This is a genomic window from Afipia clevelandensis ATCC 49720, assembly GCF_000336555.1.
GTDB classification, from domain to species: Bacteria; Pseudomonadota; Alphaproteobacteria; order Rhizobiales; family Xanthobacteraceae; genus Afipia; species Afipia clevelandensis.
Window position 1 is genome coordinate 507,815 of sequence record NZ_KB375281.1, and the last position, 17,223, is coordinate 525,037.

The 17,223-nt window shown below is 56.9% G+C and carries 19 protein-coding genes; 15 read left to right on the top strand and 4 right to left on the bottom strand.

Features of this window, described 5'->3' with window-relative positions; translation table 11 throughout:
- Positions 1-112: 112 nt before the first annotated feature.
- The 7 genes from HMPREF9696_RS22100 to HMPREF9696_RS02245 all read left to right on the top strand — a co-directional run bounded on the left by HMPREF9696_RS22100 (position 113) and on the right by HMPREF9696_RS02245 (position 5,196).
- Positions 113-241, top strand: a complete 129-nt coding sequence (locus tag HMPREF9696_RS22100) for a hypothetical protein (protein ID WP_283805002.1) — start codon at positions 113-115, stop codon at positions 239-241.
- Between the two features lie 33 nt (positions 242-274).
- On the top strand, positions 275-1,042 hold the full coding sequence (locus tag HMPREF9696_RS02220; RefSeq protein ID WP_002711315.1) for an enoyl-CoA hydratase/isomerase family protein: 768 nt from the start codon (positions 275-277) through the stop codon (positions 1,040-1,042).
- A complete protein-coding gene (locus HMPREF9696_RS02225) occupies positions 1,035-1,742 on the top strand; it encodes an SDR family NAD(P)-dependent oxidoreductase (RefSeq protein WP_002711316.1) in 708 nt (235 codons plus the stop codon). Before HMPREF9696_RS02220 ends, HMPREF9696_RS02225 begins: the two co-directional genes overlap by 8 nt.
- Entirely contained in the window at positions 1,742-2,908 is a 1,167-nt protein-coding gene (locus tag HMPREF9696_RS02230) for an acyl-CoA dehydrogenase family protein (RefSeq protein WP_002711317.1), read from the top strand. The genes HMPREF9696_RS02225 and HMPREF9696_RS02230 overlap by 1 nt, the downstream gene beginning before the upstream one ends.
- Positions 2,905-3,786 carry a 3-hydroxyacyl-CoA dehydrogenase family protein gene (locus HMPREF9696_RS02235; protein ID WP_002711318.1) on the top strand — a complete coding sequence of 294 codons (882 nt, stop codon included), beginning with the start codon at positions 2,905-2,907 and terminating at the stop codon, positions 3,784-3,786. Before HMPREF9696_RS02230 ends, HMPREF9696_RS02235 begins: the two co-directional genes overlap by 4 nt.
- 5 nt (positions 3,787-3,791) lie before the next feature.
- On the top strand, positions 3,792-4,442 hold the full coding sequence (locus HMPREF9696_RS02240) for a 3-hydroxyacyl-CoA dehydrogenase family protein (protein WP_002711319.1): 651 nt from the start codon (positions 3,792-3,794) through the stop codon (positions 4,440-4,442).
- A gap of 457 nt (positions 4,443-4,899) precedes the next feature.
- On the top strand, positions 4,900-5,196 hold the full coding sequence (locus HMPREF9696_RS02245) for a hypothetical protein (RefSeq protein WP_430642325.1): 297 nt from the start codon (positions 4,900-4,902) through the stop codon (positions 5,194-5,196).
- A 254-nt stretch (positions 5,197-5,450) separates the two neighbouring features.
- On the opposite strand, the gene HMPREF9696_RS22190 is transcribed toward HMPREF9696_RS02245, so the two are convergent.
- Positions 5,451-6,269, bottom strand: coding sequence for an IclR family transcriptional regulator (locus HMPREF9696_RS22190; RefSeq protein ID WP_002711320.1), 819 nt, complete (start codon positions 6,267-6,269; stop codon positions 5,451-5,453).
- A gap of 199 nt (positions 6,270-6,468) precedes the next feature.
- Here HMPREF9696_RS22190 and HMPREF9696_RS02255 point away from each other — a divergent pair, with 199 nt between their 5' ends.
- From HMPREF9696_RS02255 to HMPREF9696_RS21535, 8 genes are all read left to right on the top strand, one after another.
- Positions 6,469-7,239, top strand: coding sequence for an SDR family NAD(P)-dependent oxidoreductase (locus HMPREF9696_RS02255; RefSeq protein ID WP_040301093.1), 771 nt, complete (start codon positions 6,469-6,471; stop codon positions 7,237-7,239).
- A gap of 15 nt (positions 7,240-7,254) precedes the next feature.
- Entirely contained in the window at positions 7,255-8,985 is a 1,731-nt protein-coding gene (locus tag HMPREF9696_RS02260) for an FAD-dependent oxidoreductase (RefSeq protein WP_002711322.1), read from the top strand.
- Between the two features lie 38 nt (positions 8,986-9,023).
- Positions 9,024-10,187, top strand: a complete 1,164-nt coding sequence (locus HMPREF9696_RS02265; protein ID WP_002711323.1) for an ABC transporter substrate-binding protein — start codon at positions 9,024-9,026, stop codon at positions 10,185-10,187.
- Positions 10,188-10,211: 24 nt separating this feature from the next.
- Positions 10,212-11,087, top strand: coding sequence for a branched-chain amino acid ABC transporter permease (locus HMPREF9696_RS02270; RefSeq protein ID WP_002711324.1), 876 nt, complete (start codon positions 10,212-10,214; stop codon positions 11,085-11,087).
- A gap of 4 nt (positions 11,088-11,091) precedes the next feature.
- Positions 11,092-12,051 carry a branched-chain amino acid ABC transporter permease gene (locus HMPREF9696_RS02275; RefSeq protein ID WP_081602380.1) on the top strand — a complete coding sequence of 320 codons (960 nt, stop codon included), beginning with the start codon at positions 11,092-11,094 and terminating at the stop codon, positions 12,049-12,051.
- Entirely contained in the window at positions 12,048-12,839 is a 792-nt protein-coding gene (locus HMPREF9696_RS02280; RefSeq protein ID WP_002711326.1) for an ABC transporter ATP-binding protein, read from the top strand. The genes HMPREF9696_RS02275 and HMPREF9696_RS02280 overlap by 4 nt, the downstream gene beginning before the upstream one ends.
- Before the next feature lie 12 nt (positions 12,840-12,851).
- On the top strand, positions 12,852-13,586 hold the full coding sequence (locus HMPREF9696_RS02285) for an ABC transporter ATP-binding protein (RefSeq protein ID WP_040301761.1): 735 nt from the start codon (positions 12,852-12,854) through the stop codon (positions 13,584-13,586).
- 255 nt (positions 13,587-13,841) lie between these two features.
- Positions 13,842-14,006 carry a hypothetical protein gene (locus tag HMPREF9696_RS21535; protein ID WP_002711328.1) on the top strand — a complete coding sequence of 55 codons (165 nt, stop codon included), beginning with the start codon at positions 13,842-13,844 and terminating at the stop codon, positions 14,004-14,006.
- Here the strand turns inward: HMPREF9696_RS21535 and HMPREF9696_RS02290 are convergent.
- The 3 genes from HMPREF9696_RS02290 to HMPREF9696_RS02300 form a co-directional block, all read right to left on the bottom strand.
- Complete coding sequence (locus tag HMPREF9696_RS02290) at positions 13,995-15,248, bottom strand: ABC transporter substrate-binding protein (RefSeq protein ID WP_002711329.1); 1,254 nt, start codon at positions 15,246-15,248, stop codon at positions 13,995-13,997. The genes HMPREF9696_RS21535 and HMPREF9696_RS02290 overlap by 12 nt on opposite strands.
- 78 nt (positions 15,249-15,326) lie before the next feature.
- Entirely contained in the window at positions 15,327-16,133 is an 807-nt protein-coding gene (locus HMPREF9696_RS02295; protein ID WP_002711330.1) for an ABC transporter ATP-binding protein, read from the bottom strand.
- Between the two features lie 15 nt (positions 16,134-16,148).
- A complete protein-coding gene (locus HMPREF9696_RS02300; protein ID WP_002711331.1) occupies positions 16,149-17,222 on the bottom strand; it encodes a branched-chain amino acid ABC transporter permease in 1,074 nt (357 codons plus the stop codon).
- Position 17,223: the final 1 nt, after the last annotated feature.

The window sequence follows — 17,223 nt, forward strand, 5'->3', positions numbered from 1 at the left end:
GCAGAGCGGCGAGATCGATCTCCATGACGAGGAAGATTAACCGACTCGCGCCGCTCTCGCCGCACTGATTGTCTCATCGAGTCAATCAGCCGCAGACGCACGGCATGGCGGCGTGTCCGGCCTCGCACGCGTCTCACATGACCTGCTGCTTCGTCCCTATCTCGATACCGATGAAAGCCACGAGCTTTCGGCTTCTTTCGGTGAGCGTCGCAAGCCCGACACCAGCAAGTTCGGGAAGTGATGGCAGCCGCTCAGGCTTTAGGAAAGTAAAGTCATGTCTGTCGAACTGACGAAACTCGATGACTGTGCGTTGCTCCGGCTAAACCGGCCGGAAGCTCTGAACGCGTTGTCTTTCACCGTGCTGAACGAAATCGCGGCCGCGCTGGATGAGGTTGCTGGCTGGAAGGTCCGCGCGCTCATCGTGACTGGGGCAGGAAAAAAAGCGTTCTGCGCTGGTGCCGATATCAAGGAGCTGCGCGGCAGGTCGATGACAGCCCGAAAGCGCGGGGCAGAACTCGGGCAGGCGACATTCGCGAAGCTTGAGCGACTTCCGTTTCCCTCCGTTGCAGCCATCAATGGTTTTGCATTCGGAGGCGGGCTGGAATTTGCGCTTGCGTGCACGTTCCGGCTGGCGACGCGCAATGCAAAGTTGGGACTTCCGGAGATCAAGCTTGGCCTCATCCCCGGCTACGGCGGGACCCAGCGTCTGCCCCGAATTGTCGGCGAGGCAAGAGCCCTCGAAATGATCATGTTGGGGCGCACCGTAGCGGCCGAGGAGGCCGAGCGCATCGGGCTGGTCCATCGCCTCGTCGATGACAGCGCCGTGGATGGAGCTGTTAGCTTCGTCAAAGAGTTCTCAGCCTACAGCTTGCTTGCCTTGGGTCTGGCACGCGAGGCCGTCACACGTGCGCTCGATGTTCCAATTCATGAAGGACTGAAAATCGAGACAGACTTGTCGACGCTCGCATTCAGCACGGCGGATGCGGAAGAAGGCATGGCCGCATTTACGGAAAAACGGAAGGCGATGTTCAAAGATGAGTAATGGACAGATCATTGTCACCGGCGCGAGCCGGGGTATCGGTGAAGCGATTGCGATCGAATTGGACCGCCGGGGGTTTCAGGTCGCAGGCCTGTCGCGGAGTGGGTCGTGTTCGGTCGGGATCGGCATCGTTTGCGACATGACCGACGAGAGCTCGATCGCCAAAGCCATCGCCAAGGTCGCTGCAAACGGTCCGATCGTCGGATTGGTCAATAACGCCGGCGCGCATGAAGCGAAGCCGAGCGCTGAATTGTCGTTGTCCGAATTCGAGGCCGCCATGAGGTTGAATGCTTCGGCGGTTTTGGTGGGGTGCCGGGAAGCGTATCCTCATCTGAAGGAAACCGGTGACAGCCTCATCGTCAACATTGGATCGTTCTTCGACAAGCTCGCAGTCGCCGAGAATCTGGCGTACTGCGCCTCGAAAGCCGCCGTCGGTGCGATCACGCGCTGCCTTGCATCCGAGTGGGCAAAAGACGGTATCAAGGTGCTCGACATCGCGCCGGGCTACATCGAAACCGAACTGAATCGTGATTTCCTTGCCAATGAGAAAGTGAGGAGCTGGCTGAAGCGACGCATCCCGATGGGGCGACCGGGCACGGCCAGTGAAGTCGCCCGATTGGTAGGTGCTTTGTATTCCGAGAAGATCGGCTTCCTGACAGGGGAGACGATCTACATGGACGGTGGTCAAGGAGCCAACCTCTGATGAAGGTTTTCGAACAACTCGAACGCCGCCGGACATGGGAGCCTGATGAGCGTCTCCTGCTCGATCAGATCGACCGGCTGGCCGCGGATGTCATCGCGCCGAATGCCGCACGTATCGACGAGACCGGAGAATTTCCCTGGGCGAATGTCGAGGCGATCAACAAGCTTGGCCTGAATGCGATTTTCATTCCCGAATCCTATGGTGGAGCGCCGATGTCGTTCCGCCTCTATCTCGCGGTTGTAAGGCGGATCTCAGAGGCCTGCGCGTCGACAGGCATCATCTACGCCACGAACTTTCACGCCATGAAGCCTCTGATCGAGTTTGGTTCGGAAGAGCAAAAAGCCCGGCTGCTGCCTTGCATCGCGGAGGGAGGCCTCGCTTCGCTGGCGATCACGGAAGAAGCAGCTGGCTCCGACGCCACCGGTATGAAAACAAAATTTCGTCCGGACGGCGACGATATTGTCGTTGATGGTTCAAAGTTGTTTATCACGAGCGGTGACGTTGCCGATCGCATTTTGCTGTTCGGAAAGTACTCTGAAATCGACGATGCCAAGAAGGCGATCTCGGTGCTGGTTCTCGAGAAGGGTACGCCCGGCTTTGAAGTTGTCCGGCTTGAGGACAAGATGGGCCACCGGGGATCATCGACGGCGTCGCTGAGATTCAATGGCTGCCGTGTTCCGCGTGCAAACGTGATCGGAAATCCCGGTGACGGTCTCAGCATTCTGCTTGGGTCGTTGAACAGGTCGCGCCCGAGTGTGGCCGCGCACGCCATGGGCATCGCGATGGCGGCGTTCAAGGACATGACATCGTACATGAATGAGCGGCGGCAGTCCGACCGCAGGATTGTCGATTTTCAGGCCAATCAGTTCATGATTGCCGATCTGGCCACTGATCTTGCCATGGCCGATTGCTGGCTCGATTACCTCGCCGATCTGATCGAGGCCGGCGAGGATGACTTCGGGCTCGAGGCATCCATGGCCAAAATGCGCGCGTCGGATCTTGCGATGCGAGCCGCGACCGAAGCCGTTCAGATGCACGGCGGCTACGGCTATTGCCGCGACTACCGCGTTGAACGCCTGATGCGCGATGCAAAAATTACCCAGATCTGGGAAGGCACAAATCAGGTGCACCGCCAGCTCATCGGACGGAGTTTTGCGACAAAATGAAAAAGCAGATCAACACTGTCGGCGTCTGCGGCGCAGGCGGAACCATGGGAGCGGGCATCGCGCTCGTCGCAGCGCGCGCCGGCTTCCGCACCATCTCCTACGACATGAAAAACGACCCCCTCGAGCGAGCGGCAAACCAATCCGCTGCCTTTCTGGGCAAGTCCGTCGAGCGGGGAAAATTGAAAGCGGAGGAGCGCGACACGATCCTCTCCGCCATGAGCCACACCACGAAGATCGAGGATCTCTCGGTGTGCGACCTCGTGATCGAGGCCGTGTTTGAGGACCTCACGACCAAGCGCGATCTATTGAAGCGCCTCGATGCGGTCTGCGCCAAGGATACCATTTTCGCGTCGAACACATCGACCTTGTCGATCACCGAAATCGCTTCGGGGTCGAGCCATCCTGAGCGCGTTGTCGGGATGCACTTTTGCCTGCCGGCGCAGTTGATGAAGTTGATCGAGATGTCGCCCGGTATCCTGACATCGGATGAGACATTTCAGACCGCGTGGCAATGGACCGAAGCCTGCAAGCAGATCCCGGTGAAAACGCAGGACAAGCCCGGCTTCATTCTCAACGCACTGCTTGTTCCGTTCAACAACGATGCGATCCGCGCCGTCGAAGCGGGGGTTGCGGATGCCGAGAATGTCGATCGGGCGATCAAGGCCGCACTCGGTTACAAGATGGGACCGCTTGAGTTGATCGATCTTGTCGGCCTCGACACCCAAATCCGCCTCTGTGAGGCGTTTTATCCGATCACGTTGGATCCTCGCGCGGCGACGCCGCCGTTGCTCAGGCGGATGGTCGCCGCCGGATTGTTGGGACGCAAATCCGGCCGTGGCTTTTTCAGGTATGAAGGCAACGCAATGTTTGGAGCTTGAAGCCGATGCAATATGCGATCATCAAAAATGGGCAAAGTCTGTCATTTCCGGATGCAGACGGCTTCCACGCAAAAGCGTCGACTGCTGAAAATTCCGCCGTCGTCATCTACAGTGGCGTTGCTGTGAGACCGGATCAGGCGAAGACGGCCATTCTGGTCGAACTTGGCAACGAGTGTCTGGCCGAACATCTCGGCGGTATTGAGGAGAATGGTCAGATAAATATTCTCGGGTTTGCCAGATATCGCAACGGCAACGATTCGCCGTCCAATCTGGTCGAAGTGGTACGGCAGCCGAACGCCGGCGATGCTGCAATTGCGGCAGCGAAGAATTTATTTGAAAATGCCGGACTTCAGGTCGCCATTTCGGCTGACCAGATCGGTCGCATCATCAACCGTCTGGTCTTGCCGAAATACAATGCGGCTCTTCGGTTCCTGGACGAGGGGCTCGCCAGCCAGGCCGACATGGATTTAACGTGCAAGCTCGGTCTGGGCTATCCGGACGGTCCGATTGAGCGCGTGCTCAAAGGCGGTCTCGAACATCATTATGCGGTTACGAAAGCTCTGTTCGACACTTACGGCACGCCAGCTTATGCGCCGCCGCGTCGTGCAGTTGTCGCTTTCAATCGCGAGCACGCGGATGCCAAAAAACGCAGGTAACACGTTCTTCAGCGGAAGCGTGCCCCTGACTGTGGGGACGACTATCGAAAAATAAACACCGGATATGGTCCATGCTCGGATTCAAGGCGACCGTTCAGGTAGCTAGCTAGTATTCATTGCGGAATCTCAAAAAGGGCAGAGTCGAGCAAGTGAATTTTGATACTTTCCCGGTCATCCGCATGGATGATCCTCCTCGGTGACAGACGTCTACATCGTGCCGTCACTGCCGACACATTCCCACGCCGTGTCGGCAAGTCCAGCGTGCCACCGTTCGTACTGGCATTGACGAAGGAGATCTTTGCGGCAACTGGCAAGCGGGAATGTACTTCAGATCAGAAGGCAGCGGGAGAGCTGAGCAATTAGAGACGCAGTGACGCTTGGAGACGTCGCCGGAGTATTATCGATGTGACTGTCGTCATCCGCAGGGGAGCGAAGGTTGGCGGTATGCTGATTTTACTTGATCTTTTTGTCGTCAAACTGTCGGCTAGTTCTTCCCGCCGAGCATTGGGATCACCTGCGCACGACCAATCCCATCGAGAGCGTGTTCGCGAACGTGCGGACGATCACTGTCGTCAACAACCGCCAAGCTGATGGTATTCAAGCTGGTCATCGCCGCATCGAAAACCTGGCGACTGCTCAAAGCACAAATCAGTTGCTGATGGTGATTGCAGGTGTCAGATTCAACTACGGCATCGGGGTCATCCAAATGCCTGCAAACCGCGCCGCCCGCCTCGTCACCCAAAATCCCGCGTAGCTCGCCGCACCAATCATTCACGATCAGCGCCGTTGATCAAAATCCGTTCGATCTTCCTCATCGGCACAGAATCTCAGATTTGTGAACGTCCGTAAGCATCGGAACACTAGAGTATAGCACGCTGCTTGGCAGCCAATCGGTAAATGGAAGAAAGTTCGGGTTCTTGGGACGAGGTGGAAGTTTCATGAGCTTCCGTCCTCCCGTGGCGAGCTGAGCTATTCGATATCGTGATAATTTGTGATTTCTAGGCCGCGTCAGGTTTGTAGTGCCTTGTATCCGAGGGAAGCAGATAGGCGTTGCGCTGCTGTTGCAACGAGGCGGCCAAGCGCTCCATTCGGGCCCGCATCAATTCTGCCGGCTCTTCCGAAAATGGTCACAGCCATCCGAAGCGTGCCTGTCATGTCGAGGACTGGCGCGCTCACCGCACTGATGCCATCTCCACCGCCATTGCCAACAGAGGATAACCCCCGAGTCCGAGTTTGGTGAATAAGCTCAGCGAGTGCGGTGCGATTGTAGGGTGCGTTTGGACGCCCAACGACCCGGTTCTGCTCAAGTTCGCGCTTTATGGCATTGGCCGTCCTCGCCGGATCCTCAAATGTGCAGAATAGCAGACCGGTTGCAGAGTACGTGAGGGGGCAGGCGTGAGACGGGGCGACTGTCGCTGCGAATTCGTGACGTGCCTCTATAACACGGATCATCACAGGGCCACGCTCGCTCCATACGGCTAAGGCAACTGTTTCCCCCACTTCATCGACTAGCTGACGCATCATAGTCTCGGCCAGCCGTAGTGGTTCAAACCGCGTAAAGCCCTTTAATCCTAGCTGAAACGCAAATGAGCCTAAGTCATAGAGACCTGTTGTCGGATCCTGCGTAGCTAAGCCAATTCGGATGAGACTGACAAGATAGCGATGGGCCTTTGCCGACGGCATTCCCGCAGATCGGGCAAGCTCCGCAAGCTTAACTGGACCTTCTGATCTTAGCATTGCCTCGAGGAGGCCGCCTGCCACCTCCACTGACTGAATGCCAAACTGCTCGGTCCGTTCGAGTTCTTGAGCGGGCGATTTGATAGGCATCCTGATCCTTTATGCTTCCCTTAGAATATGTAGCGCCCATCGCACTTGACATTGATCGAAGAAGATGAATTTTGTTTACTACAGTGTAGCGCGTTATGCAATATATAACACGCTTACATGGGAACGCTACGCAGAACGGGAACGCCTATGGTTGCCTGGTAGGCCTATTCTGCGCAGCACTAAGTAAGGCAGCGTAGCTATGAATTTCAAAGCCCTTGAAGGACTTCTGGACGGAGACATCGCCGTCGTGACGGGCGCTGCCCAAGGAAACGGTGCCGCAATTGCGAGAGGTCTTGCCGCCTGCGGAGCTATCGTTGCCGTATCCGACCTGAATGGTGCCGGTGCCGAGGCGGTAGCCATGGAGATCAACGCAAGCGGAGGACGTGCCGTCGGTTTCCGGGTTGATGTAACCGACCGCGCTTACTGCAAGCAGGCTGCTGACGATATCCGCAGCCGTTTGGGACACGCATCGATCCTCGTTAACAACGCGGGCATCACACGCCGCACCCCGCCCGACGATAATGCTTTCCTTGACCACCTCGATGCACAGTTGCAGGTGAACCTGACCGGCACCGCAAACATGGTCGTCGCCTTTCTGCCGCATCTTCGCGAGACGAAAGGACGGATTGTCAATATTGGCTCAATTGCCTCATTTGTAGCCTATCGCAACTCATCAGCATATGCCGCGAGCAAGGGTGGTGTCCGCCAACTCACCAAGGGTCTCGCGGCAGATCTCGCGGAAACCGGCATTAGGGTCAACGCGATTGCTCCCGGTGTAATCGCTACACCTATGACAGAAACAACGCGCTCAAATCCTGACGCGATTGGCAGATTCCTCAGCCACACTCCTATGGGAAGGGTCGGCGAGCCAGACGAACTGATCGGGCCGGTCGTATTCCTTGCATCACGTCTGTCCAGTTATGTCACCGGTGTGACCGTACCCGTTGACGGCGGATATCTCACGGTTTGAATGGAGCATGTACTATTGACTGAGAATAAATCAGATCAAGCGGACATCGAAACGATCGAGTGCGATCTCCTGGTCGCCGGCTCCGGAGCTGCGGGCATGACAGCCGCTATTGTCGCTCGAAAGCAAGGCAAGCTCAAGGTCATTGTCGCCGAGAAAGAACCGGTATTCGGAGGAACGACCGCGCTGTCAGGGGGATATCTATGGATCCCCAACAATCCTTTGAGCCAGGCTGCAGGAATCAAGGATAGCGCCGACACTGCCCGCTCGTATATCCGTCATGAAGCAGGCAACCATTTTGACAAAAAACGCGTCGACGCATTTTTGCGCGATGGACCACATATGGTGACCTTCATGCACGAGCATACGGCGGTGCGCTTCGAGGCATCGCCCGCGTTCTCCGACTATCATCCCGATGCTCCAGGCGGACTTCCAGGGGGGCGGTCCATCCTGACACAGCCGACGGATGCGTCGATCCTTGGCCAAGATCTCGCGAAGCTCCGCCCACCGCGGCCAGAACTTACATTGTATGGTCTCGCCATCGGTTCGGGAAAGGAGTTGTGGCATTTCTACCGCGCAACCAAGCGCGTTGGATCTTTCGCTTACGTTGCGAAGCGTCTTGCCAAGCACGGCCTCGATGTGGCTTTACACGGTCGCGGAATGCTGCTGACCAACGGCAATGCCTTAGCCGCGCGCCTCTACCGGACTGCGAAAGATTCGGACATTCCGGTTTGGCTCGATAGCCCAGTCAAGCGCTTACTCGCCCGCGATGATGGCTCAGTTATTGGGGCAATTGTTCAAACACCATACGGTCTGAGGCGGGTCCTCACACGAAAGGGTGTTGTCCTCGCGTGCGGCGGCTTTTCGCATGATTTCGCCCGCCGCCAAGAGATTTACACGCATAACGCGAGCCCAAGCGAACACCACTCTGCTGCAAGCCCCGGTAACGTCGGTGATGGCATCAGGCTAGGCGAGGCCGTCGGAGCGCGCATCGCAGAAGGATATCCGAACGCGGGCGCATGGGCGCCGACGAGCCTTGTTCCCCGCAAGGATGGAACGAAGGGACCATTCCCTCACTTCATCGATCGGGGTAAGCCAGGTGTCATTGCGGTTACTCGCAGCGGACAACGCTTCGTAAACGAGGCCAACAGTTACCACGACTTCGTTCAAGGGATGATCCGAGCCTGCCCGAAGGGCGAGGCGGCCGAGGCTTTTCTTATCGCTGATCACCGGACCATCCGCCGCTACGGGCTCGGCCATGTGAAGCCTGCTCCGCTGCCGCTGAAATCATCACTCGAGTCCGGTTATCTGATCAAGGGTGGCACGATCGCTGAACTGGCCCGGAATGTGGGGATTGATCCTGCGGGCTTGGAGGCGACGATCCAGAAATGGAATGCGGACGTCGCCAAAGGTGAGGATAGTGCGTTCGGAAAGGGAAGCACAGCCTACAACCGCTTCCACGGCGACGCGGAGGTCAAGCCAAACCCGTGCCTCGCACCAATCAACAATGGACCTTTCTACGGGGTCCGCGTGGTGCCCGGTGACATTGGGACATTCGCCGGATTGCGTACCGATGAGAGCTCCCGCGTCCTTGACAGCTCCGGCGAGCCAATTCCCGGTCTCTATGCCGCCGGTAACGACATGGCGAGCATTCTGGGCGGGAACTACTCCGGCGGAGGTATTACGCTCGGGCCCGGAATGACCTTTGGCTTCATTGCGGGGCGCCATGCCGCCGGAGTGAATAACTGACCCTGACATTCAGGGGACAATCAAGGAGGAACATACCAATGAAGATGACACGCCGTTTAGTTGTGATGGCCGTCGGCTCGACTCTAAGTCTCGCAGCCGCCGCACCGGGCTGGACCCAAACGAAAGAAATCCGGATCGGAGCATTGATCGCTGCCTCCGGCCCGACAGCCTTTATTGGCGCGTCGCAAAAGAATGCCTTTGAGATGCTTGTCGAGCAAATCAATGCTCGCGGCGGAATTGAAGGGCACCAGATCAAGGCTGTTCTCTACGATACCGAAGGGAACAGCACCCTGGCTGCGCAGCAGTTCCAGCGTCTGGTGCAGTCGGACAATGTTGATGTTGTCATCGGCCCATCCTCGACTGGCGAGAGTTTGGCGCTACGCCCGCTTGCGAACGAGCTGAAGGTCCCACTCATCTCCTTTGCAGGAGCGGAGGTCGTCACCAATCCGCCCACACCGTACGTATTCAAGACCCCGCCGACGGACCGCATTGTCGCGGAGCATATACTCGGATTCATGAAATACAAAAACATCAAGTCGGTCGGTATACTCTCGTCCGCCGATGGTTTTGGTCAGGCTGGTGCCAGCACGGTCAAGCAGGTGGCTGAACAACTCGGTGTCAAGGTTGCGGCCGCCGAGGAGTTCGGTCCGCGTGATACGGACATGACGCCTCAACTCCTGAAGATCCGCGGGAGCGGTGCTGAGGCGCTTTTGATCTGGAGCGTCAATCCTGGTCCGACTATTATTCTCCGTAACGCCACAGCTATCGGCTTCAACAAGCCAATCTTCAATAGCTATGGTGCAGCGAGCAACCAGTTGATCCAACAGGCCGGCGCCGCTGCAGAGAAAACGTACGTTTCGTCGATGCGTTTGCTCGCGCCTGACAGCCTGCCAGCTGACGATCCCATGCGCGAGGTGGTGACGCGCTTGGCTAAGGACTACAAAGAGCGATTCAAGGCTGATGCTACAACGTTCGTCGCGCATCCCTATGATGCAATGGTCCTCGTTGAGAAGGCTGTGCAGAAGGCTGGCGGCAAGGTCGACCGTGAGGAAATCGCCAAGGCGATTAGGAGCGGGATTAGCTTTCCTGGTGCAAATGGCCTTTTCCGTTTCACTGAGCAGAACCACAATGGGCTCGACGGCTCGTCTCAATCGATGGTGATGCTTCAAGTACAGGGCGGACGTTTCACTGTAGCGAAGTAACCATACGTTAGCCGAGGACGTTCCATGGATTCCTTTCTACAGATCATCATCAGTGGCGTGGTAGTGGGCTGTATCTACGGCATGGCCGCCCTCGGCTTCACGATCGTCTTCAATGCCACAAAGCTCATCAATTTCGCTAATGGTGAGTTTCTCATGCTTGGTGGGGTAATTCTTGCTGGTCTGGCTACGGGGAGCGGCTTCCCGCTCCCCGTAGCCCTGCTTCTGGCAGTCGGCGCAACTTCTCTTGTCGGGTCCGTTCTACAAGGTCTTATTCTAGACCAAGCGAAGAGCCGCGATCCATTGACGCTGGTCATGCTCACCATTGGCGCTGCTCTTGCTCTGAGGGGCATGGCGTCGCTCATCTTTGGACGGGATGTGAACTTCGTGCCTGAATTTGGGGTGATGCCGATCATTTTGATCGGCAACGTTTACGTTCCCAGCCAAGGCCTCTGGATCATGCTCGTTCTGGCGGCCGTAAGTCTGGCTCTTTGGTTTCTCTACTCGAAGACGGCATTCGGAAAGGCAATGCGTGCTGCCAGTCAGGAGCCAAGAGCAGCCGCCCTGTGCGGTATTGAGCCGAGAACGACAGGCATCATCGCCTTTGCGCTTGCCGCGGGCATTGGTGGCCTAGCAGGAGCGCTCGTCGCCCCTATAGCGGCGGCGTTCTACGAGAACGGCATTTTCCTTGGTTTAAAGGGATTCGCTGCGGCTGTCGTCGGCGGGCTGGGTAATCCTCTCGGCGCGGTTGTGGGAGGTCTGCTCATCGGCGTGATCGAGAGTATCTCTGCCGGATATATTTCGTCCGGCTACAAGGATGCCATCTCGTTCCTCACGTTGATCATAGTACTCATCGTACGGCCTGCAGGCCTGATCGGCCGCGCCGTCGTAACTCGGGTATGATCCAATGAAATCTGTCAACATTGGTCTTCGACGGGATGCCTTTCTGATTTGTGGATTGGCGACTGTGCTTATCCTGGCCGAACTCGTTATCACAAGCCAATTCCACCGCAGCATTCTGACGCTCTCCGTAATCTATAGCATTGCTGCGATCGGACTGAGCCTTTTGCTCGGCTATGCTGGCCAAGTGTCAATCGGGCAAGGCGCCTTCATGGGGTTGGGAGCATATGCGGCCGCCTTCTGTATCCAAAAGATTGGATTGCCGGTCCCTTTGACGATCATCGTCGCAACCTTGCTCTCGGCGACGTTCGGCTACTTCTTGGCGCGCCCCATCCTGCGCCTTTCAGGGCATAACCTGGCCCTTGCAACACTTGCTTTAGGCGCGGTCTTTTTCGTCTTCGCCTCGCAATGGCGGGAGGTCACTGGCGGCTTGGATCCCGGCATTATCGACTTGCCGTCCTTGGAAATTGGAGGTTTTACGCACGGTCGCGTTGTCCTCTGGCTTGCCGAAACTTTCCTGGTCGTGTGTGCCGCGTTGGCGGTGACGGTCGTTGGCGGACGCTTCGGACGAGCGTTGAAGACGTTGAGAACGTCTGAAGTCGTGGCCGCATGCATGGGTATCGACGTTGCTCGAACGAAGGCTGCCGTATTTGCGATTGCCGCCGGCTTCGCGGGGCTGTCTGGCTGCCTGTTTGCCCTGTACCTTCGATCGTTCAATGCCGGGGCATTTGGCGTTGGTCTGTCGATCGAGCTCCTGATGATGGTCATCATAGGATCCCTTTCGACAATCTGGGGCGCCATTTTCGGCGCCTTTGCCATTGTCCTCCTCCCGAACCTGCTCGAGGGATTCGATCACGCCAAGCACCTGATCTACGGACTGACAATGGTCGGGATCATGATGTTTGCCCCCAACGGTCTTGGTGAGGCCATTGCTCGGCTTCTACTGCGCCGCAGGAGGTCTGCATGAAGGTCACTCCAGTTCTGTCCACGAACGGCCTCTGTAAGCAGTTTGGCGGCGTCGCTGCAGTCTCCGGCGTCGGCCTAAACCTTCTGCCAGGCACCGTGACCGCTCTGATCGGACCAAACGGCGCGGGGAAGACGACGCTGATCAATCTGCTGACCGGCGTGCTTCGGCCCGACGGAGGCACGATCACCCTCAAGGGAGAGGAGATTACGAGAGCGCCGATACACACCCGGGCCCGTCTCGGGATGGCGCGAACCTACCAGACCCCGCAGATGATTCACAGCTTGTCGGCGATGGCCAACGTCATGGCCGGCGCGTATCGCTTCGGGGTCGGCGGCTTGTTCAAATCGATCCTCCGGCCATGGACGGTCGCCATTGAGAACGAAGCCTTGGCCGAACGTGCGGCAATGGCTCTGCGCCAGGCTGATGTGCCGGAGAAATGGTGGGATCGCTCCGCGTTGGAGCTTCCTTACGGAATTCAACGTCGTGTCGAAATCGCACGGGCGCTGGCCCAGGATCCTGAGGTCCTGCTCCTTGACGAACCGGCAGCTGGCTTGAACCCTAGCGAAACAACAGAACTCGCTGCATTGTTGCAATCGATTGCTCGCGACGGCCGCGCCGTTCTGCTTGTGGAGCACGATATGCCAATGGTGATGTCGATCTCATCCCACATCGTTGTGGTGAACTTTGGCAAAAAGATCGCGGATGGGAGCCCAGCCGAGATTTCGTCAAACCCGGACGTAATTGCCGCTTATCTCGGAACCGACGCGGATCACGTTGAGGAGTGTTAGATGATCAAGCCGTTGCTCCTCGTAAAAAACCTATCTGCGGGATATGGAACGGTTGAGGTTCTTCATGGTCTATCGCTTGCGGTCGGCCGTGGTGAGATCGTCGCTCTTGTTGGCGCAAACGGCGCTGGGAAGTCGACGCTCCTGAACACGATTTCAGGCTTCGTGAAAGCTCGATCAGGAGAAATCAACTTCAACGCGCAGCCGATCGTGGGACAACGGCCGGCCTCAATCTCCAGAGCTGGGCTGTCGCATGTGCCGGAGGGGCGGCGTGTGTTCGCTGAACTGAGCGTCGACGACAACCTCCATCTCGGAGGGTATGGCCGCCCCCGCGCCCAGGTTGAAGAAAGACTGCAGCGAATGAGGCACCTATTTCCTCGGCTTGCGGAGCGCCGCTGGCAGGCTGCGGGGACGATGTCAGGAGGCGAGCAGCAAATGCTCGCGATCGGCCGTGCCATCGCATCAGGACCAAGCTTGCTCATGATGGATGAGCCCTCAATGGGTCTGGCACCACTGGTGGTCGCGGAGGTTTTCCGGTTGATCGGTCGCTTACGGGATGAATTTGGAATGGGAATCCTTCTCGTTGAACAGAATGCTCGTGCGGCGCTGCGCATCGCGGATCGTGCATACGTTCTCTCCCTCGGCAGGGTCGAACTTGAGGGAACAGGGACGGAATTGCTGAATGATCCCGCAGTCACCGAAGCCTTCCTCGGTGGTGCAAGTCACGTATCTCCCCTCCGTCGCCCATAAGCTCGGTTGATGCTGAAGGATCAACAACAATGAGCCGATATTATCAATCACTCATCATGCCGTATCGTGCCTCCCCCCGACCAGTGGAGTGTGCATCCCGTCCGTCATCCTGTCGTGGTTGTCGGAGCCGGACCAGTGGTTGTAATGTAAGCGCACTTATGAGACACCTCGGCGTTCTGGGTTTTCTGGCCTTTGATATTCTGGACCGGAATTTCTTCATCCTCATCGTGCAGATCGAGCAATTGCGTGGGGGTGATGGCCTATGCGATGATGGGTGGCATCATCGTCGGTCCGGTTCTCACCCTGCTGTCCTTGCCCGCGCTCTACGTGGCTTGGTTCCGCATCGCCACAATCCGCATCAACCTGACCGGCAACGTTGGTAAATCGACGCTGCCGGCCAGAGGCAATTTATTTTTGTGATTCAGACTTTGCGTAATCCGCTGATTGTTCTTTTACGACGCTCCAGACGTCGTCTTGAAAGCCTGCTATCCAGTCAGTTTGCGGTACCCATTTGCTGCCGTCCCACATCTCAATACGGGTTTTTCCGCCGCCCCCATGATCTTCGGCCGTGACCGTGATAGGAGCGATCAAGCCGTTAGCATCGTAATTCTTCAGACTCTCAAGACCAATCCTAATTTTGTCGGGTGTGAGCGGCCAGCCGTTATTCTTGATCGCGAGGCGGGCGCCTTCGAATGCGATCGAGTAGATCGCAAGGCCGGTGTTGTAATAGACGTCCTCGGTGAATTTGCGGTCACCATTGCCTTTTCCCTTGTCGTAAAGCTCTTTGATAATCTGCTGAACCAGTGGTTGATTTGAACCGCCGGCAACGTTGGTGCCGCGTTTCAATCCCTTGGCAACATCAGGTCCAATATTCTTTATATCGACTTCGTTGAGCCAGTTAACGGCTATATATTTTTCAATCGGGATCCCATTGCGCTTCATCTCGCGCGACGCGATCACATGCATGTTCGACAGGCTCCAACTGATGATCCAGTCAGGGTTAAAGCGGCGCATTTGCGTCCATGCCGACGCCTGATCGTTGCCGGGCAGTGGATACGGAAACAGCTGCAGATCAAAACCTTCCTTAGCCGCCAGCGTCTTGATGATGCCAAGTGGCTCCTGTCCGAAAGGGTAATCAACGTAAAGGAATGCGACTTTAACGCCTTTCAACTTACCGCCGGATTTCTGCTTGATGTACTCGATGTCGTTGGCGGCCTGACCCCAATAGGTTGGACCGACCGGGAACACCCATTTGAACACGTTGCCGTCAACCGCGTCCCCGCGGCCGACTAGTGATTGGATTAGGATGTTGCCATCCTTCATAATGCGCGGAAGGATGGCGCGCGACACGGGAGTCGACAAGGTGTCGAACACCATCACACCTTCACGCTTTAGCCGCTCATAGCATTCGATACCGCGCTGAGGCTCGTTGCCATGATCCTGGACGATAATTTCGATCGGATGGCCTTCAAGTCCGCCCTTCAAATTTAGCAGGTCGGCATAGTCTTTGGCGGCCTGAGCGATCTGCGGAGTGACGAACGTATAGGCCTTGGAAAGATCGTAGCAGAGCCCGAAACGCACCGGATCGGCAGCTGCCGCGGGCAAGATACTGAGCGCCGTCCATGCCAGACCGGCAATGATAGAAAGTTGCTTCATTTTCATTTTAGGTTCTCCCTTGATTGAGCTAGGTTGTCATCAACTGTCGTTAAATTCTTTTGTCGCGAGCACCTTTTTTATTGCTTAGGTCAGCCAGCGCTTCCTTCGCCTGTAATGTTTGATGTCATGGAAATTCTGGCCTTTCGTTCCTCCCAGATAAAATTCCTGGATGTCCGGGTTTTTCTTCAATGCATCTGCCGTATCGTGCATCACGATGCGGCCACTCTCGATTAAATAGCCGTGGGAGACGATCTCTAGCGCTGCGACCGCGTTTTGCTCCACCAAGAGAACCGATAATCCTTCGTCCCGGTTGATCTGGCGGATAATCTGGAAAATTTCCGCCACCAAGAATGGCGCAAGGCCGAGACTTGGTTCATCCAACATCAAGAGTTTAGGTTGGGTCATCAAGGCGCGCCCAATCGCGAGCATTTGCTGTTCGCCGCCGGAGAGATAACCAGACGAAACGGCACGGCGTTCGTAAAGGCGAGGGAAATAACCGTAAACTCGGTCTTTGTTGCGGGCGACATCGTGACGGCTGCGCACCGCAGACGCGGCGATTAGATTTTCATCGGGTGTGAGATGCTCGAACACCCGTCGCCCCTCAAGCACATGGGCAATTCCTAGCTTGACCCGGTCCTGCGGCGGTAGCTCGCTTATGCTGCGGCCCAGAAAGTGTAACTCACCTCGCCTGACTTCACCGCGTTCGGCGACCAACAGGCCGCTTATCGATTTCAGCGTCGTGCTCTTGCCAGAGCCGTTGGCGCCCAGCAGCGCCACCATTCCGCCCACGGGAACGTCGAGCGACACGCCCTTAATCGCGAGCGAAACGTGGTCGTACACCACCTCGATATTATTCAGCGATAACGCGTTTTCATCGGTGCGCGCGTTCATGGCATCCATCTTCCACTATTTCTTGACGTAGCCGAAAGGCCAGACCAGAAGGTAGTCGCGTATGTTGTTGTAGATTTTCCCCAACCCCAACGGCTCGACCAGTAGAAAGCCGATGATCAGTGCGCCATAGAGCGCTTGGGGAAGATGAGCCAGCGTCTCTATGCCGAGCGAAAATCCAAACTTTGCCGCCGCCCATGAAATGAAGGTGTTCATGGCGCCCGGCATCAACAGAATGAACGCGGCGCCAAAATAGCTACCAATGATGCTGCCGAGCCCCCCCACAATCACCATGGCCAACGCCTGGATTGAGACATCGACGGAAAACTGCTCCGGCGTGACGGCATGGTAGAAGGTGCCGATAAGTATCGCACCGCTTACGCCGCCGATGAACGACGACGTCGCGAACGCCACCAGCTTGAAATAGAAACTGTTCACGCCGATCACAGCAGCGGCGTAGTCTTTTTCCCGAACCGCGATAAGTGCACGGCCAAGCGCGGTGCGGTTGAGATTGAGCATGAAGGACGTCACCATGACGCACCAGACCAAGGCGATATAGTATAATCCGCCATCGGAGGTGATCGGCCAGCCCAAGAGCCGAATGTCTGGAGCCTGCAAAGTCGCCTGAGTGCCGCCGCTGATCGCCGGGACGTGCGAGATGGTCCAATCCATGACGAACTGCAAGGCGAGGGTGCTCAGCGCCAGATAGAGTCCCTTCACGCGCAACGCGGCAAAAGCAAAGCCAACACCAATGATCGCGGCCATCAGTCCGCCTAGAACTACGGCAATTTCCCAGGGAACGCCGGCCCGTGTTGCATGAACTGCCGCATAAGCGCCAATACCCATCACCGCGGCGTAGCCGAGATGGAATTGTCCGGCCCATCCGAGAATCAGATTGAGGCCCAGGGCGCCTGCGGTCCATACCAACCAGGGCAGTAGATAACTACTGAGATAAAGCGAATTCAGATAAAGCGGCGCAGTGAAACCGAATAACAGCAAGATCCCAATCATCCAACGGTCGGCATTGATCGGAAACAATGCCCGGTCGGCGGAGTAGTCCGTATGAAAGATACCGGCCTGCCGGAACAGCATG